A 26,154-nucleotide genomic window follows, 5' to 3' on the forward strand; every position below is an offset into this window, starting at 1 on the left:
TTAAGACGCAGAGAGCATTTAAGAAGTAGAGAGCATTTAAGAAGCAGAGAGGCGTTGGCGCAGCCGCTGCTGGTAGACGTTAAAGGCGCTATCCGCGCTCAGCGCCAGCAGTGCAATCAGCAGCGCGCCTTGCAGCACGTAGGCCATATTGCCATTAACGATACCCGCGATAATGGGGTCTCCCAGATTACTGGCCCCGACAGTGGCACCGAGTGCCGCAGTGGCAATATTAATAGTCACCGAAGTACGCACCCCTGCCAGAATTACCGGGGCGGCCTGGGGCAACTCCACGTGACGCAGCACCTGCCAAGGGGTCATGCCCATGGCCTGCGCCGCCTCTTTGATGGTCGCGTCAACATCGTTAATGCCCGCCAGCGTATTGCGTACGATTGGCAGCAGCCCGTAAAGCATTAGCGCAACGATAATAGGCAGCGTACCAAACCCCAGAACGGGTACCGCTAGCGCCAGCACCGCCACCGGGGGGAACGTTTGCCCTAAAGAGGCCAACTGGCCCACCAGAGGCAAGAAATCCCGCCCTCGCTCGCGGGTAACGGCAATACCTGCCGCCACACCAACCGCAATGGTGACCACTGCCGCCACGCCAACGACTAACACATGGCGGCCCAGCAGCTCGTAAAACGCCGCGCGATCATAGACGACTTGCCGGGCGTCAGGCTCTACCCAGCGAAACAGGCCCTCTAGGAGCGGCATACCGACGATGCACATCGCCAGTAGCGCGACCCAAATAAGCGGCAGAAACCATTGAATGCTCGGTGCGTTCGGCAGGCTGACGGTGGCAGAATTACGCGTCACGTTGGCTCACCTTATCCAACTGCGCCTCTTTAACGATGCGGCGCAGCGAAAGCTCCCCTACTGGCACATCGCCTTGATCCACCACGGTTAAGCGGTCGCAGTGGTCCCGCGCAGCATCATGGAAAGCGCTTGGCGCAGCGAGAAATCGGCGGGAATTCGAGATTGTGCCGGCAAAGTAGGCCCAAGCGATGTCATATGATCTTTTACGCGCGTTAACGCTGCCTGCTTCAACCCCCGCTCAAGCCCACCGAGCAGGGATTCCACAAACGGATCAGCGGGCCGTTGAAGCAGTGCCAGCGGCGTGCCCTGCTGGACAATACGGCCATCACGCATGACGACCAAATGGTCGGCTAACTTCAGCGCTTCATCCATATCGTGGGTCACGAACACAATGGTTTTGTGTAACCGTGCCTGTAGCTTGGCCAGCTCATCCTGAAGCTTTTCCCGGGTAATGGGGTCCAGAGCACCAAACGGCTCATCCATCAGTAGTATATCGGGGTCTGCGGCTAAGGCACGGGCCACCCCGACCCGCTGCGCTTGACCACCTGAGAGCTGATGCGGATATTTATGCGCAAACTCGCCCACCGGCAGGCCCAGTACGCCCATCAGTTCCTCTACACGAGCGGTAATTTCTGTAGCGGGCCATTTCAGCAACCGAGGCACTAAGCCAATATTGCGCGCGACGTTCCAGTGGGGAAACAGCCCGGTACTCTGGATCACATAGCCGATTCGCCGACGTAGTTTTACTGGGTCGTACTGCTCAATCGCCTGGCCATCCAGGATAATATCGCCGCTGCTATGCTCAATCAGCCGATTGATCATGCGTAGGGTGGTGGATTTACCGCATCCAGAGGTCCCTACCAACGCACAGAACTTTCCTTTAGCGACCCGCAGCGTGATGTCTTCCACCGCGGTATCGTCACCAAACTGTTTTGAAACGTGGGAAAGCTCTATCATTCCTGTCCTCCGGGACGCAGCGCGTCTGCCAACGCTCCTAATCCTGCGTCCACTATCAGTGCCAAGATCAGAATGGGCAGTGCGCCCAGTAGCACCATATCCATGGCGGCTTGCCCCAGCCCTTGAAAAATAAACGTCCCTAGACCGCCAGCACCTATCAGTGCCGCCACTACCGTTAGCCCAATCGCCTGTACAGCCGTAATGCGTACGCCTTCTAACAGTACGGGAAGCGCCAATGGAAAACGCACCTGCCAAAAACGCTGCCCGGTACGCATACCCATGGCTTTAGCGGCCTGGAGCGTCTCAGCGCTGACCTCTTCCAGAGCAATGTAGGTATTACGCACCATGGGCAGCAGGCTATAAGCAATTAACGCAATCAGCGCTGGAGCATTGCCGATACCGCTGACACCCAACGCTGCCAGCGGGGGTACGTTAGCCGCCAGCCAAGCGAGCGGCGCTAGCAGTAGTCCAAACAGCGCCAAACTTGGGATGGTTTGTAAAAAATTCAGCAGTGTAAACGCGATTTTTTGAAGGCGCTGATAGCGGCGCATCAGCATCGCTAACAGCATTCCCAGCACCACGCTAACGCCCAGCGCTGTGCCCACCAAGGCAATATGTTGACCAACGGCCTGATAAAACTGCCCTTCTCGGGCCTGGAACTCTTGCACGAGGGCAAGACGATCTAGCCACAGCGCGGCACATCCCCACCAAGCAATGCCCACGCCTGCCAGCAGCAGCGTGGGCCACCAACGGGATAACCCTAAGCGTAGGCGTAGCTCCACCAAACACAGCAACAGCACGAACAGCACGGTCCAGTAGGCTGCGCCAATGCCGAGTCGTGCCTGGGGTAACGAGGGGTCGACCAACCAGTGGCCTGCCACCATTAAGCCAAACGGCATCAACAGCAAGGTGAGTATGATGATGCCCAGCATCGCCCGGTAGTGCCTTGAGGTAGGCACAGACGACAACGCCGCCATGGCGATAAAGAGCAGTGATACCAGTGCCGCGCCCGGCCAGCTAATGGCGTCTACAATGCCAAAAGCCGTGCCGGAAACAATGCGATTAGGAGCAACACTGACAAAGCTTAACAACCAAGCGGCAGCCAGCATGGCACCGCTTAGGCACAACAGCACAACATTCGGGTGCCATGGGCGTCGTTTAAACGATGGCGAGGGCAAGGCGTCGATTAACGACATTTTCAGCACTGTTCCATACCGGGCTATCGGTCATGTCAAAGAAGAAAGCACCGTTGCCGGTGTATTCGGGATACAGATCAACCTCACCCGCCTGCAACGCGCTGCGTACCACGCAGCTACCCCCAAGCTGAAGCCGATCTTCCGTTGGAATACCGTTGCGCTCCAGCGTCTGAATAATTAACTCGCCTAGTACCGAGCCTTCGGTATCGATTTTAGAAGAGACCACGATGGGGTCGTTGGCACTGGCCGTGGAGAGCACCGTTGATAAACAGGCAGCCATGGCAGGTGTGAACAATGAGCGCATGGAGTCGTCCTTTTCAATGAACTTCTGGGGCGTATCGTTTCAGTATAAGAGCCTGCTGCGTTGAAGTCAGACGCCGCAGTAACGACGCCTGACTGTTTACAACGATTAAGGCGCTTCGATCACCCAGGTGGTTCCTTCCCGAGAATCTTTGAGAATAATGCCAAGCGCTGCCAGCTCATCACGAATAGCATCAGCGCGGGCAAAATCCTTACTTCCTTTCGCCGCTTGTCGCTCGGCGATTTTTGCTTCGATCTCTTCTTCGCTCAGCGCTACCTGCTGCTGGGCGCCTTTTAGAAACGTTTGTGGCGTTTGCTGCAGTAGTCCCAGCACACCGGCCAAACGCTTTAATTCACCAGCCAAGCGTGGTGCCTCTGCTGGCTGATCACTTTTCGCTCGGTTGAGATCGCGGGCCAAATCGAAAAGCGCGGCCAAAGCGATGGGCGTATTGAAGTCGTCGTCCATTGCCGCGGTAAAGCGCTCCGCAGCATCGCTGGCGGCTGCCTGTTCGTCGGCGTTCACTCCGTCTAACGCCGTATACAGCCGAGTTAGCGATTTGCGCGCCTCGACCAGCGAATCCACTGAGTAGTTAATAGCGCTACGATAGTGGCTTGCCACCAACAGGTAGCGCACCACTTCTGGATCGTGCTCGGCTAGCACGTCGCGGATGGTGAAGAAGTTGCCCAGCGACTTGGACATCTTCTCTTGGTTGACGCGAACGGCTCCAGCATGCATCCAGGTGTTGACGTAGGTTTTACCTGTCGCCGCTTCCGATTGAGCAATCTCGTTTTCGTGATGGGGGAAGGTCAGATCCGGCCCACCGCCATGAATATCGAAGGTGTCCCCCAGGCAGCAGGTGGACATGGCCGAACATTCGATATGCCAGCCTGGGCGGCCGTCTCCCCAGGGGGAGTGCCAATGGGCCTCTCCCGGTTTGGCCGCTTTCCAGAGCACGAAGTCCAGCGGGTCTTCCTTGTGCACGTCCACTTCCACGCGCGCGCCAGAGCGCATGTCATCCAGCTGGCGATTGTTGAGCTTGCCGTAATCGGCAAACTTGCGCACCCGATAGTAGACGTCGCCGTTGTCCGCGGCGTAGGCAAAGCCTTTTTCTACCAGCGTTTCGATCATGCGGATGATGTCGCCAATATGTTCCGTGGCACGGGGCTCCTGACTGGGTGGCAGCACGTTGAGGCGAGCTTCGTCCTCATGCATCGCGGCAATCATGCGCTCGGTGAGCGCGTCGATGGGCTCGCCGTTCTCCTCGGCCCGCTTGAGGATTTTATCGTCGATATCGGTGATGTTGCGCACGTAGGTCACGTCATAGCCGCGATGGCGCAGGTAGCGGGTAATCACATCAAAGGCCACCATCACCCGGGCGTGGCCAAGGTGACAGTAGTCATACACCGTCATACCGCAAACGTACATGCTGACCTTGCCATCGACAAGGGGCTTAAAAGGCTCTTTGCGGCGTGTCAGCGTATTGTAAATATGCATATGACGTTTCCTTATCCCTTCTGTTTGATTTTCGCCCAGCTATCTTTCAAGCCCACGGTGCGGTTGAACACCAGGTGGTCGGCAGTGGAGGCGTGACGATCGGCGCAGAAGTAACCGACTCGCTCGAATTGGAAACGATCTTCCGGCGCGGCACTGGCCAGGCTTGGCTCGCCAATGGCATGGCACACCACCAGCGACTCGGGATTCAAATGCTCGAGGAAGTCGACGTCCTTATCACGATCGGGCTGCTCGACCATGAACAGGTTGTCGTAGAGGCGCACTTCCATCGGCACGCCGTGGGCCGCGCTGACCCAGTGAATCACGCCTTTCACCTTGCGGCCTTCCGGGTTTTTACCCAGGGTGTCGAAATCGACGGAGCAGTGCAGCTCAATAATCTCACCTGCATCGTCTTTAATCACGTCATCACAGCGAATTACGTAGCTGTTGCGCAGGCGCACTTCTTTGCCCGGTGCTAGGCGGAAGAATTTCTTCGGCGCGTCTTCCATAAAGTCGTCTTGATCGATGTAGAGCTCACGACCAAAAGGAACTTTACGCATCGGCATGTCTTCACGCGCCGGGTGGCCTGGCACCTGGTACACTTCCTCGTGATCTTCCGGCATGTTGGTCAGCACCACTTTTAGCGGCTTGAGCACGCACATCGCCCGGGGTGCGTTATCTTCCAGGTCCGAACGAATGGCGTGGGTCAGCATGGCGATATCCACCAAACCACCGTCGGAACGGGTCACGCCGATCATTTCACAGAATTTACGAATCGAAGCGGGCGTATAGCCCCGGCGACGCATACCGGAAATGGTCGGCATTCGCGGGTCATCCCAACCATCGACGATCTGCTCATCCACCAACAGCTTCAGCTTACGTTTGGAGGTCAGCGTGTAGTCGAGGTTCAGTCTGGCAAATTCAATCTGGCGCGGCTTGGCGGGCACCGGCAGATTGTTCAAGAACCACTCGTATAGCGGGCGGTGGTCTTCGAACTCCAGCGTACAGATGGAGTGAGTAATACCCTCGATGGCATCCGACTGACCGTGGGTAAAATCGTACGAGGGGTAGATTTTCCACTTGTCACCTGTTTGGTGGTGATGCGCATGACGAATGCGGTACAAGATCGGATCGCGCAAATTGATGTTGGGCGACGCCATATCGATTTTGGCGCGCAGCACTTTTTCCCCTTCACCAAACTCACCGTTACGCATCCGTTCTAGAAGGTCCAAGCTCTCTTCGGCGCTGCGCTCGCGGTAGGGGCTAGGCTTGCCGGGCTCGGTCAGCGTACCCCGATACTCGCGAATCTCATCCGGTGACAGGTCATCCACATAGGCTTTGCCTTCACGAATCAGATGCTGCGCCCAGGCGTAGAGCTGGTCGAAGTAGTCGGAGGCAAAACGTACCGGGCCTGCCCACTCAAAGCCCAACCAGCTAACGTCTTCTTTGATGGCGTCAATGTACGCCTGCTCTTCTTTTGCTGGGTTGGTGTCGTCAAAGCGCAGATGACACTCACCACCAAACTGCTCTGCCAACCCGAAGTTCAGACAAATCGACTTGGCGTGGCCGATGTGCAAAAAGCCGTTGGGCTCCGGAGGAAAGCGCGTCACAATTTTGGTGACCTGGCCGCCCGCTATCTCGTCGCGTACTTGGTTGCGAATGAAGTTCGGCGCTGGGGTGGTCTCGTTGGTCATGGTGGTGTTGATAACCTCATGGTAGATGGCGTGCTGGGCAAACGATGCAAAGGCAATCAGGGTTAGCGCTTCGCGGTGCCGAGCAAAACCGCTATTATAACGTGACGCTGATGCACAGCGCCAAGGCGAACGCTTTTATTGAACAGGAATTTATCCATGATCGTATTACAGACGAACTACGGTGACATCACCATCGCGCTCAATCATGAAAAAGCCCCGGTTACGGCAGCCAATTTCGAGCAGTACGTGCGCGACGGTTTTTACGACGGCACGCTGTTCCACCGGGTCATCGATGGTTTCATGATTCAAGGGGGCGGCTTCGACCAGGAGTTCAACCAGAAGCCGACACGCGACCCCATCGAAAACGAAGCCGACAACGGTCTGCAGAACACCATCGGCACGCTGGCCATGGCCCGTACCCAGGATCCCCACTCTGCCACCGCCCAGTTTTTCATCAACGTCGGTAACAACAGCTTCCTGAACCACAGCGGCAAAAGCCTGCAAGGCTGGGGTTACGCGGTATTTGGTGAAGTAGTGGACGGCATGGACGTGGTCAACGCCATCAAGGCCGTGAGCACCACGCGCCGTGGCATGCACGCAGACGTGCCCGCCGAAGACGTGGTCATCGAGCGCGCCTACCTGAAGGATGCGGAATAACCGTCGGGAGTCTTATGCGTACGCTGCTGATCGCTGACATGCATTTGAGTAACGACACCCCTGAGCTCAATCAGGGGTTTTATCGTTACCTGGAGCATACCGCCAAAGGGGCCGAGGATCTTTACATTCTGGGCGACCTGTTCGACGCCTGGATCGGAGACGACTTGCTGGATACGCCTCACCCCCTCAGCGGGGTGGCCCATGAGGTGATCAAGCGCCTGCGGGCACTGAGCGATGCGGGCACGTCCATCTTTTTCATTCACGGCAACCGGGACTTTCTGATCGGCGAACGCTTCATCAACGCCTGTCAGGCCACCCTGCTGCCCGACAGTGAGCAAGTGGAATTGCAGGGCGTAGCCGCCGTCATTCTGCACGGTGACAGCCTGTGCACCAAAGATGAGGCCTACATGGCGTTTCGCGCCCAGTCTCGCCACCCTGAGTGGCAGGCGCAGATCCTGGCCATGCCGCTGGAGCAGCGGCTAGAGTTGGCCAAGAGCCTGCGTATGCAGTCTGGGGATGCCAACGCCAACAAGGCCGAAGCCATCATGGATGTGACCCACGCAGAAGTCGTGACCACGATGCAGCGCCATGGGGTGAACATCATGATCCATGGCCACACCCATCGCCCCAAGGTCCATGACCTCACCGTCGAAGACGTGCCTGCCAAACGCTTTGTGTTAGGCGATTGGGATAGCGAACACGGCTGGGATATTGTCGTGGAGCACTCGAGCGAGCGCCACCCAGAGCCCGTACTGCGCCAGTTCTCGCTGATCCAGCCGCCTGGTAGCGACAGCGAATCGCATTGAGCCATTGAGCACAGGCCCCGTCATGAAAAAGCCGATCACATGGATCGGCTTTTTAGTTTTAGCGCTCTATCCTGGCATCACTGCGCAGGTCATCGATCAATCCTTGAATGATCGCCTGAGCCCGCAGTTGTTCTGCCATTTGTGACACGAAAGCATTCATCTGCTCGTCGGCCTGCCCTTCGTTGACACTGTCCAATGCAACGACAGCAACGCCCTGAGGCAAGGTCACGGCACGGTAAACGCTGTCGCCCTCTTCAGGGTGTGGCATGCGGAACACTTCACGGATCAGCACCTGAGGCAGCGTACTGTCAGACTGGCGAGAGACGTTATTGGCTTCCAGCCACTCCAGCTCAACGGCATCGCCCGCACGGAGCAAGGCGATCAATTCTGCTGCCTGCTCCTGAAGTGCTTCTTGGCGCTGCTGAGCAGCAACAGCCTGCTCTACTTCATCGCGCACTTCATCTAGGGGCAGAACAGTTGCATCACGATGCTCGGCGACACGAAGCACTAAGCGGCGGTCGTTGTCGAGCTCAATCACTTCGCTGTTGTAGCCCTCTTCCAGCACGTCAGCGCTGAACGCCTCATCCAGCACGCCCGGCTCGGAAAGCGCTCCTTCACCTTCCCCACGCGCCAACCAGTCGCTCTCGTTGAGCGTCAGGCCGAGGTCATCCGCAACGGACTGCAGATCGTCTGCCGCGAAGCTCTCATCGATCAGACGCTGCACCTGACGATTGAAGTCATCATTGACCTCACGCAGCGCCACTTCCTGAGCCAAACGGTCACGCTGCTCTTCGAAAGAAGGCGCATCCAGCTCGGTAACCTGCAGAATATGGAAAGCACCGTCCATTTCGACGACCTGGGACGTCTCACCGACCCCAAGGGCAAACGCTGCGTCATCGAAGGCATCACCAAAGAAGCCGCGACTGATCACGCCCAGATCACCACCCTGCTCGGCACTAGCGGTGTCATCCGAAAAACGCACGGCGGTATCGGCGAAACTCTCACCACGGCTCAGGTCAGCCAGCGCTTCATTGGCTAGCTGCTGGGCCTCTTCACGGCCACGCTCGGAACCAAAGGTCACCATGATATGGGAAACACGACGGTTGGCATCGCGATTCTGCTCACGCCAGGCAGCGCGGAGTTCGCTCTCGTCCACAGCAATATCTTCAGCCATGGCCTGGCGGTCGATCACCACGTACTCGACGCGCACCTGTTCCGGGCGCTCGAAGCGTTCCTGGTTGGCGTCATAGTAGGCCTGCATCTGCTCCTCGGTGACCTCTACTTCATAAGCAGCATCATTGGCATCCAGCATCACGTAGCGGAAATCTCGCTGCTGGCCTTGCAGGTCTGCCAGACGCTGCTCTTCATTGGCCAAGCTGAAGTCACTGAATGCCAAGCCCTGCTGCAGTTGCTGACGCTTGATATCCATCCGCAGCTCTTCACGGAACGAGAGCGGCGTGTAACCCGCTCCTGCCAGACGATTCCGGAAAATTTCTGCAGAAAAGCGCCCATCCTGATCATGAAACTCAGGCAGTGTCACGATCATCTGGTCAAGCTGAGCGTCGGAGACGTAAAAACCGCCGTCCTCAGCATACTGACGCAGTAAAGACTGAGTGATGAGCTGGTCGAGCATATCGTTGCGCAGTGCCCGCTCCTGCTCAGGAGGCACTTGCCCAGAACGCAGCGCGCGCTGCACTTCTAGCTCAACTTGCTGACGCATAATGGGGTTCGCCATTAACGCTCGCCACTTCATTGGGGTCGCTACCAAAGACACTGAACAGCGACTCCACACCAAAAAGCGCCATGGCCGCGACCATGACACCAATGATTATCTTGGCACCCCAGCTTCTGGAGCCATCTCGTATACTTTGCAGCATGCTAGCCTCAGATCATCAAAGCCATCTATTGCCCAAACCATCGGGCCAGAAAAGAACATGGGCGCATCGCGGATGCGATGCGCCCATTAGGTTACAGCAAACGCGAGCCAATTAGTTGACGGCGTCTTTCAGCGCTTTACCGGCTTTAAAGCTGGGCACTTTTGCTGCGCTGATTTCGATTGGCTGACCCGTTTGGGGGTTGCGACCAGTACGCGCAGCACGCTCTTTAATAGCGAAGGTACCAAAACCTACCAGAGAAACACTCTCGCCTTTTTTGAGGCTATCGGTGACAGACTCCACCATGGCATCCAATGCGCGGCTTGCCGCTGCTTTAGGAATATCTGCAGATGCGGCAATAGCTTCAATCAGCTCGGACTTATTCACACTTCACCCCTTAACTGTTTCAAAAAATGGCTCTGAACGGCACGGCCACCAAGTGCATCAACCTCAAAGCATAGCTGCGTTTTATAGCAATGCCTTGAAACACCTGTCAAGCGACCGGACCGTGAAATGCCCGCTGCTCAAGGCATTGGGCAAACTTATTAAGTAAAATTAAAGCAAAACTGCTTTAACGCTTAATGGGTACTTGCAACAGCATTTGCATTGAAAGACTTATCTGCGCCCTTTAATGAAGCGCCTTCGGCAACATTCTCTGCCAGCGCCACGGACAGCACGTCATCTATCCAGCGTACGGGGCGAATATCAAGCGCTCCTTTGATATTCTCCGGTACTTCCTTGAGATCTCGACGATTTTCCTCAGGGATTAAGACGGTCTTTATACCACCCCGCCTAGCCGCCAGCAATTTCTCCTTTAGACCCCCAATCGGTAATACTTCACCACGCAGGTTTACCTCCCCTGTCATGGCCACATCGCACCTTACTGGCCGCTGAGTATAGGCGGAGACAATCGCCGTTACCATGGCAATACCAGCACTGGGCCCGTCTTTAGGTGTGGCACCTTCGGGCACATGGATGTGCAGGTCTTCGTTTTCGAAGCGCTGGGGGTCAATTCCATAGGCCTGAGCACGCGCCTTCACGACGGTTTGTGCTGCACTTACCGACTCTTTCATGACATCACCAAGCGAACCGGTCTTGTTAATACGACCTTTACCTGGCGTCACTACCGACTCAATGTTGAGCAGCTCCCCACCTACGGACGTCCAAGCCAAGCCGGTTACACGACCGACTTGGTCCTCCTGCTCCGCCAAGCCATAGCTATAGCGGCGTACACCGGCATAAGTCTCAATCTGATCAGCGGAGAGCACTTGCTGCGCCTGCAGCTTGTTGCCTGCCTTATCTTTCGAGGTGCGCTCAGCTTCTAAGCGCTCACGCAGCACTTTACGGCACACTTTAGCGATCTGACGCTCAAGCTCGCGCACACCCGCTTCACGAGTGTAGTAGCGCACCAACTCAAGCAACGCGTCGTCATTCAGCGCTAGCTCTTCTTCCTTAAGCCCATTAGCTTCTAGCTGCTTGGGTAGCAGGTAGCGCCTAGCGATGGCGAGCTTCTCGTCTTCGGTGTAGCCCGGTAGACGAATAATCTCCATACGGTCCAGCAGCGGGCCTGGGATATTCATTGAGTTCGCGGTACAAATAAACAGCGTTTCAGAGAGGTCGTAATCCAGCTCAAGGTAGTGATCACTAAAGCTGTCGTTCTGCTCGGGGTCCAATACCTCTAGAAGCGCTGACGCCGGATCACCACGGTGGTCCATGCCTAGTTTATCCACCTCATCCAACAGGAAAAGCGGATTTTTCACCCCGGCACGGCTCATACGCTGTATCAGCTTGCCTGGCAGCGAACCAATATAGGTGCGGCGATGGCCACGGATTTCCGACTCATCGCGCACACCACCCAGCGCCAGGCGGACGTACTTACGATTTGTCGCTCGGGCGATGGATTGACCAAGGGACGTTTTACCTACCCCAGGCGGTCCTACCAAGCAGAGCACCGGCCCTTTCATTTTCCTTACGCGCTTTTGTACGGCTAGGTACTCAAGAATGCGCGCCTTCACTTCTTCCAGGCCGTAATGATCTTCATCCAGCACCTGCTGGGCTTTTACCAGATCGTGCTTAACGCGCGTGCGCTTTTTCCATGGAACGGCAATTAGCCAGTCCAGATATGAGCGCACTACGGTCGCCTCAGCAGAATTGGCAGCCATCATTTTGAGCTTATTAAGCTCTTGAGTCGCTTTATCAGACGCCTCTTTGGGCATCCCAGACTCTTTGATCGCCTGTTCGTACTTTTCGGCTTCGTTGGGTACATTATCCAGCTCACCCATCTCTTTCTGGATGGCCTTCATCTGCTCATTGAGATAGTACTCACGCTGCGTTTTTTCCATCTGCTCTTTAACACGCGAGCGGATGCGCTTCTCGACCTGGAGCAGATCAATCTCAGACTCAATCAGCGCCATCAGGTGTTCAATACGGTCGCGTACGCGATCCATTTCGAGCAGCTCTTGCTTGTCACCAATTTTCAGCGACAGGTGGGCGCAGATGGTGTCGACCAAACGGCTAGGGTCTTCGATGCCCGACAGCGAGTTAAGCACTTCGTTGGGCACTTTCTTAGACAGCTTGACGTACTGCTCGAACTGATTGAGCAGGACACGCACTAGCGCTTCTTGCTCACGACTGGTAAGCGGCTCGCTTTCACGTGGGATTAAGTGCGCCTGAGTGTAGCCCACTTCATTTTCTTCGATATCGATAACATCAGCGCGGAAGCTGCCTTCAATCAACACCTTTACAGTGCCATCAGGCAGCTTAAGCAGCTGCATGATGTCAGCGACGGTCCCCATCGCGTAGAGGTCCGCATTATCAGGATCATCCTGTGAGGCCTCGCGCTGAGCCACCAGCAGTACACGCTTGTCGGCTTCCATCGCTGCCTCTAAGGCTTGAATGGACTTCTCACGGCCAACAAAAAGCGGAATAACCATTTGCGGATACACAACCACATCCCGCAAAGGCAACAGGGGTAGACATTGTGTCTGATCGGCGTTCTGCTGCATCGCAGACGTTCCTCAAATTCGGATGAGTACTTGAAGGGTACTTAGCCAAGTACCTCACAGTATGAAAGGGCATGGCACGACACATCACCGTGTGCTGGCCAGCCGTTTCAACAATAACGTAGAACAACAAGGGGCCGCCTAGGCGACCCCTTGGTTTGGCACAAGCGGTGAAAGCTAGGCCGTGGTACGTACCGAAGGGTTAACCGTCAGTACCGTCGACCCGCGCTTCTTCCTGCTGCGAGTAGATCAACAGTGGCTCGCTTTCGCCAGCAATGACGGAACCATCGATGACGACCTTGCTCACCCCTTCCAAGGAAGGAATTTCATACATGGTATCCAGCAGCACAGACTCTAGGATAGAACGCAGCCCACGAGCACCGGTTTTACGTTCCATGGCTTTCACAGCCACAGCCCGTAAGGCGTCGTCTCTAAACTCAAGCGTGACGCCTTCCATCTCGAAGAGCTTGGCATACTGCTTGATCAGCGAGTTTTTCGGCTCAGTCAAAATCTGAACCAGTGCGTCTTCTGTCAGCTCAGTCAGCGTTGCAATCACTGGCAGGCGACCCACAAACTCAGGAATCAAGCCAAACTTGACCAGATCCTCTGGCTCGACATCCGCGAGTAGCTCGCCAACGCCTCGCGAAGACTCTTTGCTTTTCACGCTGGCATTGAAACCAATACCGCCTTTCTCAGCACGGTCGCGAATGACTTTATCCAAGCCAGCAAAAGCACCACCCACAATAAACAGGATATTGGCCGTATTGACCTGAACAAACTCCTGCTGGGGATGCTTACGGCCACCTTGGGGAGGAACGGACGCCGTTGTGCCTTCAATTAGCTTCAGCAGCGCCTGCTGTACGCCTTCGCCAGAAACATCACGGGTAATCGACGGGTTATCCGATTTACGCGAGATTTTGTCGATTTCATCGATATAGACGATGCCGCGCTCGGCTTTCTCAACGTCGTAGTCGCACTTTTGCAGCAGCTTTTGGATGATATTTTCAACATCTTCACCCACATAGCCTGCTTCGGTCAGCGTCGTTGCATCAGCAATAGTAAAAGGTACATTCAATAGCCGCGCCATGGTCTCGGCGAGGAGCGTTTTACCGCTACCCGTCGGGCCAATTAGCAGGATGTTGGACTTACCTAGCTCCACATCGCCTTCACGTACTTCTGACTTCAGACGCTTGTAGTGGTTATAAACCGCTACAGACAGCACCATCTTGGCGCGGTCTTGTCCGATGACGTAGTCGTCCAATGTATGACGTATTTCGCGGGGCGTAGGTAAACGCTCCTCATCGCTCTCGGCATCGGCTTCGAGAACTTCTTCGCGAATGATGTCATTACATAAGTCGACACACTCATCGCAGATATACACGGACGGGCCGGCAATCAGCTTACGAACTTCGTTTTGGTTTTTACCACAAAACGAGCAGTAAAGCAGTTTGCCACCTTCGTCCTTGCCTTTGCCGTCGGCCATTCGCGTACCTCTGTCACTGCGGCGGCTGACGCCGCCTGAAAAGCTCGTTAGAAAAGCAGAATCCTATCACGCTATCAGGATGTAGGTCGCTTATCCAGCACTGCGTCAATCAAGCCATACTCTTTTGCTTTATTGGCGCTCATAAAATTGTCGCGGTCAGTATCCTGAGCCACTTTCTCAACATCCTGGCCAGTGTGGTGAGCCAGAATTTGATTCAGTTTCTCACGAATACCGAGAATTTCACGGGTGTGAATCTCAATATCCGACGCTTGACCTTGGTAGCCACCTAGCGGCTGGTGAATCATCACGCGGGAGTTAGGTAAGCAGTAACGCTTGCCCGCAGCGCCTGCTGTTAGCAGGAGCGCGCCCATGCTGGCAGCCTGACCAATACATACGGTGGAAACATCCGGCTTGATAAACTGCATGGTGTCATAAATTGACATACCCGCCGTTACCGAACCACCGGGTGAATTGATGTAAAGATGGATATCCTTATCGGGGTTTTCAGACTCAAGAAACAACAGCTGCGCCACGACAAGGTTAGCCATGTAATCTTCTACCGGCCCTACCAGGAAAATCACACGCTCTTTTAAAAGGCGCGAGTAGATGTCGTAGGCTCTTTCCCCTTTGGCGCTCTGCTCAACCACCATGGGCACTAAACCGCCGGCGTTTTGAATATCAAACTCACTCATTCGGGTGATTCCTTGCGTCCGGTAAGGGAAAAGCGCACCCAGATAGGGTGCGCCACGCGATGAGATCAGGCGCCTGCCTGTTCGCCCTCTTCGGCCTTCTCATCTTGCTCAGCCTGCTGCTGAGCAGCAGCCAACGCTTGCTGGTAAGACATTTCGACGTCTTTGACGTTCGCTTGCTCAAGCAGCTTCTCAACGGCTTTCTCTTCGAGAATGGCAGATTTTACCTGGGTTTTCAGCTGCTCATTACCCATGTAGTACTCAACCACTTCGGATGGATCTTGATACTGCTCAGCCAGCTCTTCTACTTTGGCTTTGATGGCCGCGTCGTCTGCGTCCAGTTCATTGGCTTTGATCACTTCAGCTAGCAATAGACCAACCTGAACACGGCTCTTCGCCTGCTCTTCAAACAGCTCATTCGGCAGCTGGCTAACGTCAAAATCTTCACCCAGGCCAAACTGCTGAGCGGCTTGACGCTTCATGCCGTCCGTTTCTTGCTGAACCAGCGCGGTGGGCACGGGAATGTCGTTCGCTTTTTTCAGCGCATCCAGCACCTGCTGCTTAACACGGTTGTCAACAGCCTGAGCCGCTTCGCGGGTCATGTTCTTTTTAATTTCAGCACGGAATTTGGCTTCATCGCCGTCTTCTACACCGAAACGCTCGATGAACTCAGCATCAACTTCCGGCAGTTTCTGGCTGCTTACTTTGTGAACGGTCACCTTGAAGGTGGCGTCTTGACCGGCCAGATGCTCGGCTTGGTAATCCGCTGGAAAAGTGACGGAGATGGTTTTTTCTTCGCCTGCTTTAACACCGATCAGTTGCTCTTCAAAACCTGGAATGAAGCTGTTAGAACCGATGACCAACGCGTGGCCTTCTGCACTGCCACCTTCAAACGGCTCGTCGCTCAGGAAGCCTTGGAAATCGATGGTGACTTGGTCACCGTCAGCAGCGGCAGCGTCAACTTCTTCCCATGCGGCGTTTTGCTTACGCAAGGTATCGATCATTTCATCGACATCTGCTTCGCTGACAGACACAACTGGGCGCTCAACGTCTGTACCTTCGATAGAGGTCAGCTCAACCTGCGGGTAAACTTCCATTACCGCAACGAACTCAAGGTCTTTACCCTCTTCATTAACTTTTGGCTCAATCTGCGGGAAACCGGCAGGGTTGAGTTCTTTTTCTGTGATCGCGCGAACGTAGCGTTCACGCATCACTTCGCCTACCACTTCACTGCGCACGCTGTCGCCATAGCGCTGACGCACGACGGCCATTGGCACCCGGCCTTGGCGGAAACCGTTCAGGCGAACGTTTTTCGCGGTGTCTTTCAAGCGAGCGCTGACGGCCTCGTCGATTTCTGCTGCCGGCACTTGAATCGTGATACGGCGTTCGATCTGGGAGGTCGTCTCGACGGAAACTTGCATGAATTGTCCTCTAGCGGCTGGGCGTTGTGTTGATTGCGTAAAATATGTTCAAGGGGGCAATTTTAAGAACCCTGACGCATGGTGGCAAGCGCCATGCTCGCAAGATGGGGGCGCAAGCACCAATTACAAGGGTTTAAAGGTACAAAAATCGTTACTCCCGCGCAGACCACCACAGGGAAACCGCATGCAGCAGCAGACCACACGTCGCCGCGTGAGAGATAAAGACCTGCCAGCTAATCCAATCAGTAAACATGGCGTGCCAAGCCCCCATCACCAGCGCCCCGAGCACTAGCATGATCGCTAGACGCTTTATTAGTGCTGGTAGCGCCTGACGAGCCTCTTGAGACAGCATCCTCCACTGGAACGCGGCTGCGCCAGCCACTAGCACCAAGGCCATCAGCAGAAGGGTTTGGCGCGTCTCATGCCCTCCCACCATATAGCGCGGGAGCGCAGCGAGCATCACGATGCATAAGCCAACCGCTACGCTCACTCGCTTGGGAGAGTAAACCGTTTGCTGCATGGCTATGCTACCTTTAGCTTCTGAGCATCAATCCACTCCTCTACCCACGGCACCGCTGCATCATCCGCCATGAAGGTTTCCATCGCGTCGATTTCAAGGCGCTCACCTAAACGGTGGGCACCATGATCCTGCAGCAACTCATCTAAGGCTCTCCCCGCGCCACAGAACGTATCACCGTAGGAACTATCGCCAAGCGCGATCAACCCATAACGCAGTCCCGCCAGCGAGGGGCTTTGATCTTTTAGACTGCGAATAAAGGGCACAAAGTTACCGGGAAAATCACCGCTCCCCGTGGTAGACACACAGAAAAGCGTTAGATCACTGGCTTGGGAAACATCGTCTACAGAGGGCTGCTCTGAAATATCAACGTCATAGCCCGCCTGCTCAAACAGCGGCTTTACCTGCTCTGCAACGTCTAACGCACCGCCATACATGGTGCCGACCAGAATGGTTAACTTAGGCATTGACCTACTCCTCGGCAAAGTTGTCGTACTGCGCTTTGTTAAGTCCGCAAAGTTCAGTCGACAAATACCTGATGAATTTGCTCAAATATTAACACGACTGGCAAAAATGACGCACGCCCCACCATGGGCTACCGACAATCGTCCAACAGGAGCGCTTATGCAGCAGACCTTTGAGACATGGATCACGCCCATTATGATTGGCGGCCTGATCATTTTTATGTGTTTTATTATTTGGGATCTCGCAAAAAAATCGAACGCCGGCAAATTTGGCACGATTATGTTGTTTGTGGTACTAGGTGCCGGAATGTTGGGCTACGTCATTAAAGTGGTGATCACTTGGCTGATTGAGGGCGGAGGTATTTAGCCAGATAGCGCCCTATTTGTAGCCTATAAAAAAGGAGTGCCATTAGGCACTCCTTTTCGTTGGGCAGCTTGATGTACTCGCTACTGACCACTTGAGTAGCGTTCTACCTGCTGCTTTAGCTTTTGCCCGGGGCGAAAAGTCACCACACGCCGGGCAGAGATAGGGATTTCTTCGCCAGTTTTAGGGTTTCGACCAGGCCGCTCGCGCTTATCACGCAGATCAAAGTTACCAAACCCCGACAGTTTCACCTGCTCGTTTTCACGCAAACAGGCGCGGATTTCTTCAAAGAACGCCTCCACCATCGCTTTTGCTTCTCGCTTTGACAGCGCCAGCTCAGTATGCAAATGCTCAGCTAGCTCTGCTTTGGTCAACGCACCCATAGGGCTCCTCCATGTAGCATACGCATTGCCAAGAACGTGATAAGCGTCGTGTCATGGCATAGCTTAGTTAGCCGCGAAGTTCGGCATCTAATTCGGCTCGCACGTTAGTGATGATCGAGTCGACCAACTGGTTGATTTCTTCATCATTTAGCGTGCGCGAAGCGTGCTGCCAGGTCAAGCCCAATGCAATACTCTTATAGCCCTCGGCTACGCCTTTACCAGCATAGACATCAAATAGCTTAATGTCTTTCAAGTAATCGCCTGCCTGAGCTTTTGCACAATCAAGTAGCGCTTGCACAGGCGTTGCTTCTTTGAGCATAAACGCCAAATCGCGTCGCACTTCTGGGTAGCGTGAAAGCGGCTCAAAGGCGGGAATTTCCCCCTGACTCAATACATCTAGGCGAACTTCAAACAGCACCGCATCAACCTTAAGCCCCAGCTTGGCACGCACTTGCGGGTGCAGTGTGCCAATCCAGCCGGCGGGTTCGCCATTGTAAAAGAGCTGGGCGGTTTGCCCAGGATGCAGAGAGGGGTGCTCGCCCGGCTCAAAGCGCCAAGCCTCCCGGGCCCCACCCATTGCCAAAAGACTCTCTAGATCTCCTTTCAGGTCATAAAAATCTACCTGAGCCTTAGTGCTGTTCCACCCCTCCCCTTCACGGCCACCGCACACTAAGGCGCCCATCATCGGCTCTTGGGTTAAGTTATCGAGGTGGCCGTTAAATACCAGCCCTGTCTCGAAAATGCGCACACGGGTTTGCTGGCGATTGAGATTATACTCTAGGGCACGCACTAAACCCGGGAAAAGGCTGGCGCGCATTACCGAGAGGTCCGACGAAATCGGATTCGCAAGCACGGGGGACACAGCATCTGGCAGCATTGCTGCCTGCAGGTCCGGCGCTACGAAGCTGTATGTCACCGCCTCCTGGAAACCGCGAGCAACCATCTGGTTGCGCAACTGAGACTGAGTGAGGAGTGCCTCGTTAGCTGGGCGAAGTGCTAGTCGAGCGGCTGGGCGACGAACCGGAAGGTTATTGTAGCCATGGATACGCGCCACTTCCTCGATGAGGTCTTCCTCAATGGCAACGTCAAAACGCCAGCTAGGGGCGACCACTGACCAACCTTCCGCCTGTTTATCAACCTCAAGCCCTAAACGCTGAAGGATATCGGTGACATCATCCGGCTGCAGCCGCTTGGAGAGCGCACTCTCAAGGCGAGCCTCGCGAAGCATAATGATGCGCGGTGCCGGTAAATGCTCATCGCTTACCGTCTCAACCACGGGCCCTGCCTGCCCCCCACAAATCTCCATCAGGAGCTTTGTAGCACGCTCAACCGCCATGGCAGGAAGCTCTGGATCGACGCCACGCTCATAACGATGCGAGGCGTCGGTATGCAGACCGTAGGAACGCGCCTGCCCAGCAATGCCAAGCGGAGCAAAAAAGGCCGACTCAAGAAAAATCGTGTGCGTTTTTTCGTTTACCCCTGAATTTTCTCCACCCATGATGCCAGCCATTGCCAGGGGGCCACGTTCATCGGCAATGACCAGTGTTTCAGGGCGAAGTGCTACCTCTTGGCCATCCAGCAGTGTTAAACGCTCCGCCTCTCGTGCCAAACGGACAGTAATGCCACCCTGCAGGTTGTCCCGATCAAACGCATGCAGCGGTTGACCAAGCTCTAACATGACGTAGTTGGTGACATCCACGACGGGGTCAATCGAGCGTACGCCGCTGCGACGTAGCCGCTCAACCATCCACAGCGGCGTTTCAGCCTCTACATTCACGCCCTTAATAACGCGCCCTAAGTAGCGAGGGCACTGCTCAGCCGCCTCAATAGTGACGGGGAAAGTATCGTCGATACTCGCTTCAACGACTGTGATCTCAGGGCCACTTACCGGCAGGCGGTTAAGCACACCTACCTCTCTCGCAAGGCCTTTTATGCTCAGGCAGTCGCCGCGGTTAGGGGTAAGATCCACCTCGATGGTCATATCGTCGAGCTGCATATACTCGCGAAAGCTAGTGCCCACGGGGGCCGACGCCGGTAACACCAGGATACCAGAAGAGGTTTCTTCCTCTAACCCTAGCTCTGATGCCGAGCAGATCATGCCGCGCGACTCAACGCCACGCAGTTTTGCCTTTTTGATTTTAAAATCGCCCGGCAGCACGCCACCCACTTGGGCGAAGGGAATTTTCTGACCCACATCAACGTTGGGCGCACCGCATACTACTTGCACCGGCTCACCAGTACCGTCGTTCACCGTGCATACGTTGAGCTTATCGGCATCAGGATGCTTCTCTTTGGACAGCACTTCAGCCACGACCACACCGCTAAAGGCAGCGGCGACCGCTTCAACGGCATCCACTTCAAGGCCCGCCATGGTGATCTGATCGGCAATGGCCTGAGTATCAAGCTGCGGGGATACCCATTCACGCAGCCACTGTTCTGAAAATTTCATGTTGATTCCCGTCGCTGGCAGCGGTCTTAGGTGAATTGACGAAGAAAGCGCAGGTCGTTCTCAAAGAACAAGCGCAGGTCATTAACGCCGTAGCGCAGCATCGCCAAACGCTCTGCGCCCATACCAAAGGCAAAGCCGGTGTATCGTTCGGTATCAATGCCGGAGTGCCGGAAAACTTCAGGGTGCACCATCCCGCAGCCCATCACTTCCAGCCAGCCGCTATGTGAGCAAACACGACAACCGTTACCACTACACATCACGCACTGAATATCGACCTCAGCAGAGGGTTCAGTGAATGGGAAGTAAGAGGGGCGGAAGCGGACCGATAGATCATCACGCTCAAAAAACGCCTGAAGGAAGTCTTCAATGGTGCCTTTTAGATCAGCAAAGCTCACGCCCTCATCGACCAACAGACCTTCTACCTGATGAAACATCGGCGTATGCGTCAGGTCCGAGTCGCTGCGATAGACGCGCCCCGGGCAGACGATACGGATGGGCGGTTCACTACTCTTCATGGTGCGTACTTGCACAGGAGATGTATGAGTGCGCAGCAAGCGTGTAGCATCGAAATAAAACGTATCTGCCATCCCCCGCGCCGGGTGATGCGCGGGAATATTGAGCGCCTCGAAGTTATGGTAGTCATCCTCAATCTCAGGACCTACCGCCACATCATAACCAACGCGGGTAAACAAACCCTCTATGCGCTCAAGCGTGCGTGTCACAGGGTGTAAGCCACCACTCTCCTGCCCACGCCCCGGCAATGTTACATCGATCCGCTCAGCTGCCAAGCGGGCATTCAGCGCCTCACTCTCAAGCTGCTGGCGTTTGGCGTCTATCTCGGCTGATAACGTTTGCTTGGCTTGGTTAATTTGCTCACCAGCCGCAGGACGCTCTTCTGCCGATAGCTTGCCCAGCCCTTTCAATAAGGCCGTCACTTCGCCTTTTTTACCCAAGTAACGTACGCGCAACTCATCTAGCGCTGAGACACTCTGCGCAGCTTGAATAGCATCGCGGGCCTCTAACACCAGAGTAGGAAGGTGGTCCATCCGATTTACTCCGAATTAAGCGGTTCCATCTTTCAAGATGGCTGGCATGTTGAAGGTGACAAAAAAACAGGGGAAGAGCGGCTGCTCTTCCCCTGCATGGGTCACACTGAAATGACCTCGGCATTTCACACTGAATTTAGCTCAGTGCAAATTGCCTTATTGGGCAGCCTTGGCTTTTTCCACGATAGCAGCAAATGCCGCTTTTTCGTGTACTGCCAGGTCGGCCAATACTTTACGGTCAATTTCAATACCGGCTTTCTTCAGACCGCCAACAAAGCGGCTGTAAGACATGCCGTTGATACGCGCACCAGCATTGATACGCTGAATCCACAGCGCACGGAATTGGCGCTTGCGGTTGCGGCGGTCACGGTACGCATACTGGCCGGCTTTGATGACAGCCTGTTTGGCTACGCGGAAAACACGCGAACGGGCACCGTAGTAACCTTTGGCCTGCTTCAGTACTTTTTTATGGCGACGACGGGCAACTACGCCACGCTTAACACGGGTCATAACACACTCCTGACTTTATGACTGAGGCTAAATGCACTCAGATAAGAAAATTCGACCTTACAGGTTCGGCAGCATGCGCTGGATCAGCGCTTTGTCGGAAGCATGAATCTGCTTCATGCCACGCAGCTGACGCTTACGCTTGGTCGACTTCTTGGTCAAGATGTGGCTACGGAAAGACTGCTTGTGCTTGAAGCCGTTAGCGGTCTTTTTGAAGCGCTTAGCAGCGCCGCTGTTGCTTTTGATTTTCGGCATGAGAGAACTCCGCTCGATATTTTTTAGAAAACCCAGGGCCGACCAGCGCCTTCGCACTGGCCCGTTAACTTCGCCGTTGGATCACTTCTTTTTCGGGGCAAGAATCATGATCATTTGGCGGCCTTCCATTTTCGGGAAAGACTCCACCACTCCGATCTCTTCCAGGTCTGCCGCGATCCGTTCCATTAGCTTACGGCCAATGTCCTGGTGCGCCATTTCACGACCACGGAAGCGCAATGTGACCTTACCCTTGTCACCACCTTCCAAGAAGCGGATCAGGTTTTTTAGCTTCACCTGATAATCGCCTTCGTCGGTGCCAGGACGGAATTTAACTTCCTTAACCTGGATTTGCTTCTGCTTTTTCTTTTGAGCCGCTTTCTGCTTTTTGGTCTCAAAAACGAATTTGCCATAATCCATGATTTTACAAACAATCGGATCGGCATTCGAAATTTGCACGAGATCTAAACCGGCAGCTTCCGCACGCTCAAGAGCCTCAGTGGTGGGCACAACACCCAACTGCTCACCTTCGGCATCAATTAGACGTACTTCTTCTTCGGTAATACGCTCGTTCATTGGTGGGCGTTTGTCTTGTGGACGCCCGCGCTGATTGCTTCGCTTGATCGCTCCGTCTCCTTAGGCAATTGACGATGTCGCCAGGGCTGCTCGCTCTGCATTAAAACGTTCGATGAATTCATCGACAGTCATGGTGCCGAGGTTTTCGCCGCTACGAGTTCGCACGGCCACTGAGTCAGCTTCGACTTCCTTATCTCCCACCACAAGGAGATAGGGAACTTTCTGTAACGTATGCTCACGGATTTTAAAGCCGATCTTCTCGTTCCTCAAGTCCGCCTTAACCCGTAAGCCATTTTTTTGCAGCCGCTGCTCCAAATCAAGCGCGTAATCACGCTGTGCGTCGGTAATGGTCATAAGCACAGCTTGCTGCGGGGCCAACCATAGTGGCATAGCACCAGCGTAATGCTCAATTAGTATACCCAGGAATCGTTCAAATGAGCCCAGGATAGCACGATGGAGCATTACAGGGGTTTTACGCGTGCCGTCTTCATCGACGTATTGCGCCCCTAAACGCCCTGGCAAATTAAAATCTAGCTGAAGAGTACCACACTGCCAAACACGATTCAGACAATCTCTTAACGCAAACTCAATTTTCGGCCCATAAAACGCACCTTCACCCGGCTGCAGATCCCAAGCCAAGCCAGTAGTGTTCAGCGCGGCCTCAAGGCCCTGCTCTGCCCGATCCCACATTTCGACTTCACCCAGAAAGTCTTCGGGACGGGTGGAGAGCTTGAGCTCAACGTCTTCAAAACCGAGCGTTTTATAGACTTGCAGCGTTAGAGCAATAAACGCCTCAGCCTCAGCCTGAATCTGACTTTCGGTACAGAAAATATGGGCATCATCTTGCGTAAACCCACGAACCCGCATCAGACCATGCAGCGAGCCTGAAGGTTCATTTCGATGACAGCTACCAAATTCAGCCAAACGTAGCGGAAGGTCACGGTAGCTCTTAAGGCCTTGATTAAAGACCTGCACGTGACATGGGCAGTTCATCGGCTTCACCGCATACTCGCGCTTTTCCGACTCTGTGGTGAACATCAATTCACTGTAATGTCCCCAGTGGCCTGATTTCTTCCACAGTGACAAATCCACTACTTGCGGCGTCTTGATTTCCTGGTAGCCATGCTCACGTTGAATTTTACGCATGTACTCTTCTAACGCCTGATACATCGTCCAACCGTTAGGGTGCCAAAAAACCATCCCAGGCGCTTCTTCTTGAAGGTGGAACAAGTCCATCTTCCGCGCTAGCTTACGGTGGTCTCGCTTCTCAGCTTCTTCCAGCCGCTTCAAGTAAGCTTTTAACTGCTTTTTATCGCCCCATGCCGTGCCATAAATGCGCGTCAGCATCGGATTGGAGGAGTCACCACGCCAGTAAGCACCTGCCAGCTTCGTCAGCTTAAATGCCTTTAAGTGTCTTGTGTTAGGCACATGGGGTCCACGGCACATGTCCGTGTACTCTTCGTGGTGGTAAAGGCGGATAGTCGCACCTTCCGGGATATCACGGATGATCTCTTGCTTATACGGCTCATTACGCTTTTCAAACGCTGCCATCGCTTGGTCGCGGCTGACGTACTCACGAATAACATCGTACTCATGATCGATGAGCGACTGCATGCGCTTTTCAATGGCTTCCATATCGTCTGGCGTGACTGATTTGCCAAAGTCAATGTCGTAATAAAAGCCATCATCAATGACCGGACCGATGGCCATTTTGGCATCGGGATATAGCTGTTTCACCGCATGACCAATCAAGTGAGCACACGAGTGACGAATAATTTCCAAACCTTCTTCATCGCGGGCAGTAATAATAGAGACGTCCGCATCCTGCTCAATCATATCGGCAGCATCAACCAGCACCCCGTTAATTTTGCCTGCCACACAGGCCTTGGCCAAACCAGGGCCAATGGACTCTGCTAGCTGCATAATAGAGAGTGGTGCTTCAAACGCTCTTTGGCTGCCATCGGGCAGTGTCACAATAGGCATTCAGGTATTCCTTGAGCGCAGTGGTGATCCATACCAAGGATCACATTTCGCTATCAATGGTCGGGGTATTGGGCACATCTTGAAGGCTGCTCAGCCTACCAGAATTTATGACTGCGTAAAATAAAACGGGAGGCATAAGCCTCCCGTTCTTTGTCAAAGGGTTTAACGAACCAGCATGCTGGCTCTACCCATTGATTAATCAGCTAAGTGGATTACTTCCACTCATCCAGTTCTACACGACGGTTCTGGAAACGACCCTCTTCGGTATCGTTGGTTGCCACGGGACGCTCTTCACCGTAGCCCACAGCACGCATACGGTTAGCTTCGACGCCGCGCTGGTTCAGATAGGTTGCAACGGACTCAGCACGACGCTGAGACAGATCCTTGTTGTACTGGTCAGAACCACGAGAATCGGTGTGACCTTCAATGCTCACACGTACATCTGGGTTGTTAACCAGACGCTCAGCAACGCCGTTAAGAACATTTTGTGCATTCGGTGTTAGCTGGGCGGAATCGAACTCAAAGTTCACATCCTGAAGAACAACGCTTTCCGGGCAACCCAGTGCGTTTACGTCAACGCCTGCCGGGGTATTCGGGCACTGGTCACGGTAATCCGGCACGCCGTCGTTATCGGAGTCCAGCGGGCAACCGTTGGCGTTAACTTCTACACCAGCCGGCGTGCCCGGGCACTGGTCACGGTAGTCCGGCACGCCGTCACCGTCGGAGTCCAGCGGGCAGCCTTCGGCATCAACAGCAACGCCAGCTGGCACTTCGCCGTAGCTCGGGCACTGCGGTGCTACCGGCTCAGGTGTACGATCTGCACACAGCAGACCACCGATAGCTGCGCCAGCCGCTGCGCCGGTTGCGGCACCCGCATCTTCATCTGAGCTGCTGCTGGTGGCATAACCAATGCTACCGCCGATGATACTGCCCGCCAAACCACAAACCGCGGGGTGCTGGTACCAGCTTTGGCCGCTGTTGGCGCCTGCTTGGCCAGAAGACTGAGAGGCTGAGCTAGCGCAACCTGACAGGCCGACGACTAGAGCAGAACCGATTAGCAAGCCAGTCGTTGATTTTTTCATGCAAGACTCCTTCTTGATCCAATGCTGACATGGTCTAGAGACCAAATCTATCCAATGCTTCTTATGGCGAGAGCATCCATTTTTCGCTGTTCTGATCCAGGACGGGGTTCCCCTGCCCCTGAAACTGAACGTGGTGCCTATCATTAA

Annotated in this window: 22 protein-coding genes and 3 pseudogenes; 3 read left to right on the plus strand and 22 right to left on the minus strand. The window is 54.6% G+C overall.

The annotated features are described in order from the left end of the window. Window positions 1–36: 36 nt before the first annotated feature. The 6 genes and pseudogenes from A3220_RS06430 to A3220_RS06455 all read right to left on the minus strand — a co-directional run bounded on the left by A3220_RS06430 (window position 37) and on the right by A3220_RS06455 (window position 6,452). Window positions 37–813: an ABC transporter permease gene (locus A3220_RS06430; protein WP_062373872.1), complete on the minus strand. Its 777-nt coding sequence runs from the start codon at window positions 811–813 to the stop codon at window positions 37–39. After that, window positions 803–1,770 (minus strand): annotated as a pseudogene (locus tag A3220_RS06435) (ABC transporter ATP-binding protein). Before A3220_RS06435 ends, A3220_RS06430 begins: the two are co-directional and overlap by 11 nt. Beyond that, window positions 1,767–2,966: an ABC transporter permease gene (locus tag A3220_RS06440; protein WP_062373874.1), complete on the minus strand. Its 1,200-nt coding sequence runs from the start codon at window positions 2,964–2,966 to the stop codon at window positions 1,767–1,769. The pseudogene A3220_RS06435 and the gene A3220_RS06440 overlap by 4 nt, the downstream one beginning before the upstream one ends. Before the next feature lie 4 nt (window positions 2,967–2,970). Then, window positions 2,971–3,270: pseudogene (locus tag A3220_RS06445) on the minus strand (glycine betaine ABC transporter substrate-binding protein); the annotation flags it as partial. 105 nt (window positions 3,271–3,375) lie between these two features. Next, window positions 3,376–4,761 (minus strand): cysteine--tRNA ligase, encoded by a 1,386-nt coding sequence (cysS, locus tag A3220_RS06450; RefSeq protein WP_062373876.1) that lies wholly within the window; start codon window positions 4,759–4,761, stop codon window positions 3,376–3,378. Between the two features lie 11 nt (window positions 4,762–4,772). After that, complete coding sequence (locus tag A3220_RS06455) at window positions 4,773–6,452, minus strand: glutamine--tRNA ligase/YqeY domain fusion protein (RefSeq protein WP_062361283.1); 1,680 nt, start codon at window positions 6,450–6,452, stop codon at window positions 4,773–4,775. A 156-nt stretch (window positions 6,453–6,608) separates the two neighbouring features. Here A3220_RS06455 and A3220_RS06460 point away from each other — a divergent pair, with 156 nt between their 5' ends. Together A3220_RS06460 and A3220_RS06465 are read left to right on the plus strand one after the other, a co-directional pair. Then, window positions 6,609–7,109 carry a peptidylprolyl isomerase gene (locus A3220_RS06460; protein WP_044629418.1) on the plus strand — a complete coding sequence of 167 codons (501 nt, stop codon included), beginning with the start codon at window positions 6,609–6,611 and terminating at the stop codon, window positions 7,107–7,109. A 14-nt stretch (window positions 7,110–7,123) separates the two neighbouring features. Next, window positions 7,124–7,915 (plus strand): UDP-2,3-diacylglucosamine diphosphatase, encoded by a 792-nt coding sequence (locus tag A3220_RS06465; RefSeq protein ID WP_054645075.1) that lies wholly within the window; start codon window positions 7,124–7,126, stop codon window positions 7,913–7,915. A 58-nt stretch (window positions 7,916–7,973) separates the two neighbouring features. Here A3220_RS06465 and A3220_RS06470 read toward each other — a convergent pair. From A3220_RS06470 to A3220_RS06505, 8 genes and pseudogenes are all read right to left on the minus strand, one after another. Further along, a pseudogene (locus tag A3220_RS06470) lies at window positions 7,974–9,792 on the minus strand (SurA N-terminal domain-containing protein). A 111-nt stretch (window positions 9,793–9,903) separates the two neighbouring features. Further along, window positions 9,904–10,176, minus strand: coding sequence for an HU family DNA-binding protein (locus tag A3220_RS06475; protein ID WP_044629421.1), 273 nt, complete (start codon window positions 10,174–10,176; stop codon window positions 9,904–9,906). A 191-nt stretch (window positions 10,177–10,367) separates the two neighbouring features. After that, complete coding sequence (lon, locus tag A3220_RS06480) at window positions 10,368–12,794, minus strand: endopeptidase La (RefSeq protein WP_062373878.1); 2,427 nt, start codon at window positions 12,792–12,794, stop codon at window positions 10,368–10,370. Window positions 12,795–12,993: 199 nt separating this feature from the next. Continuing rightward, window positions 12,994–14,274 (minus strand): ATP-dependent Clp protease ATP-binding subunit ClpX, encoded by a 1,281-nt coding sequence (clpX, locus tag A3220_RS06485; RefSeq protein WP_062373880.1) that lies wholly within the window; start codon window positions 14,272–14,274, stop codon window positions 12,994–12,996. 74 nt (window positions 14,275–14,348) lie between these two features. Then, on the minus strand, window positions 14,349–14,966 hold the full coding sequence (clpP, locus tag A3220_RS06490; RefSeq protein WP_044629424.1) for an ATP-dependent Clp endopeptidase proteolytic subunit ClpP: 618 nt from the start codon (window positions 14,964–14,966) through the stop codon (window positions 14,349–14,351). 65 nt (window positions 14,967–15,031) lie between these two features. Further along, window positions 15,032–16,384, minus strand: a complete 1,353-nt coding sequence (tig, locus tag A3220_RS06495; RefSeq protein ID WP_062373883.1) for a trigger factor — start codon at window positions 16,382–16,384, stop codon at window positions 15,032–15,034. Window positions 16,385–16,535: 151 nt separating this feature from the next. Beyond that, window positions 16,536–16,904, minus strand: a complete 369-nt coding sequence (locus A3220_RS06500; RefSeq protein WP_044629426.1) for a hypothetical protein — start codon at window positions 16,902–16,904, stop codon at window positions 16,536–16,538. A gap of 2 nt (window positions 16,905–16,906) precedes the next feature. Further along, window positions 16,907–17,368 carry a flavodoxin gene (locus A3220_RS06505; RefSeq protein WP_044629427.1) on the minus strand — a complete coding sequence of 154 codons (462 nt, stop codon included), beginning with the start codon at window positions 17,366–17,368 and terminating at the stop codon, window positions 16,907–16,909. A 157-nt stretch (window positions 17,369–17,525) separates the two neighbouring features. Here A3220_RS06505 and A3220_RS06510 point away from each other — a divergent pair, with 157 nt between their 5' ends. After that, on the plus strand, window positions 17,526–17,732 hold the full coding sequence (locus A3220_RS06510; RefSeq protein WP_058576340.1) for a DUF2788 domain-containing protein: 207 nt from the start codon (window positions 17,526–17,528) through the stop codon (window positions 17,730–17,732). An 80-nt stretch (window positions 17,733–17,812) separates the two neighbouring features. Here A3220_RS06510 and A3220_RS06515 read toward each other — a convergent pair whose 3' ends face one another. From A3220_RS06515 to A3220_RS06550, 8 genes are all read right to left on the minus strand, one after another. Beyond that, the gene (locus A3220_RS06515) at window positions 17,813–18,112 is read right to left on the minus strand and encodes an integration host factor subunit alpha (RefSeq protein WP_044629429.1); all 300 of its coding nucleotides are present in this window, start codon (window positions 18,110–18,112) and stop codon (window positions 17,813–17,815) included. Between the two features lie 67 nt (window positions 18,113–18,179). Next, window positions 18,180–20,561 carry a phenylalanine--tRNA ligase subunit beta gene (pheT, locus tag A3220_RS06520; RefSeq protein WP_062373886.1) on the minus strand — a complete coding sequence of 794 codons (2,382 nt, stop codon included), beginning with the start codon at window positions 20,559–20,561 and terminating at the stop codon, window positions 18,180–18,182. Window positions 20,562–20,587: 26 nt separating this feature from the next. After that, on the minus strand, window positions 20,588–21,607 hold the full coding sequence (gene pheS / locus A3220_RS06525) for a phenylalanine--tRNA ligase subunit alpha (protein WP_044629431.1): 1,020 nt from the start codon (window positions 21,605–21,607) through the stop codon (window positions 20,588–20,590). 156 nt (window positions 21,608–21,763) lie between these two features. Then, a complete protein-coding gene (gene rplT, locus A3220_RS06530) occupies window positions 21,764–22,117 on the minus strand; it encodes a 50S ribosomal protein L20 (RefSeq protein ID WP_009097607.1) in 354 nt (117 codons plus the stop codon). 57 nt (window positions 22,118–22,174) lie between these two features. Then, the gene (gene rpmI, locus A3220_RS06535) at window positions 22,175–22,369 is read right to left on the minus strand and encodes a 50S ribosomal protein L35 (RefSeq protein WP_009724291.1); all 195 of its coding nucleotides are present in this window, start codon (window positions 22,367–22,369) and stop codon (window positions 22,175–22,177) included. Between the two features lie 81 nt (window positions 22,370–22,450). Next, on the minus strand, window positions 22,451–22,990 hold the full coding sequence (infC, locus tag A3220_RS06540; protein ID WP_074210535.1) for a translation initiation factor IF-3: 540 nt from the start codon (window positions 22,988–22,990) through the stop codon (window positions 22,451–22,453). A 12-nt stretch (window positions 22,991–23,002) separates the two neighbouring features. Next, window positions 23,003–24,925 carry a threonine--tRNA ligase gene (gene thrS / locus A3220_RS06545; protein ID WP_062373888.1) on the minus strand — a complete coding sequence of 641 codons (1,923 nt, stop codon included), beginning with the start codon at window positions 24,923–24,925 and terminating at the stop codon, window positions 23,003–23,005. Between the two features lie 212 nt (window positions 24,926–25,137). Continuing rightward, window positions 25,138–26,007 (minus strand): OmpA family protein, encoded by an 870-nt coding sequence (locus A3220_RS06550; protein ID WP_054641112.1) that lies wholly within the window; start codon window positions 26,005–26,007, stop codon window positions 25,138–25,140. Window positions 26,008–26,154 lie beyond the last annotated feature (147 nt).

This window comes from Halomonas sp. KX33721, assembly GCF_001596805.1.
GTDB lineage: Bacteria > Pseudomonadota > Gammaproteobacteria > Pseudomonadales > Halomonadaceae > Vreelandella > Vreelandella aquamarina.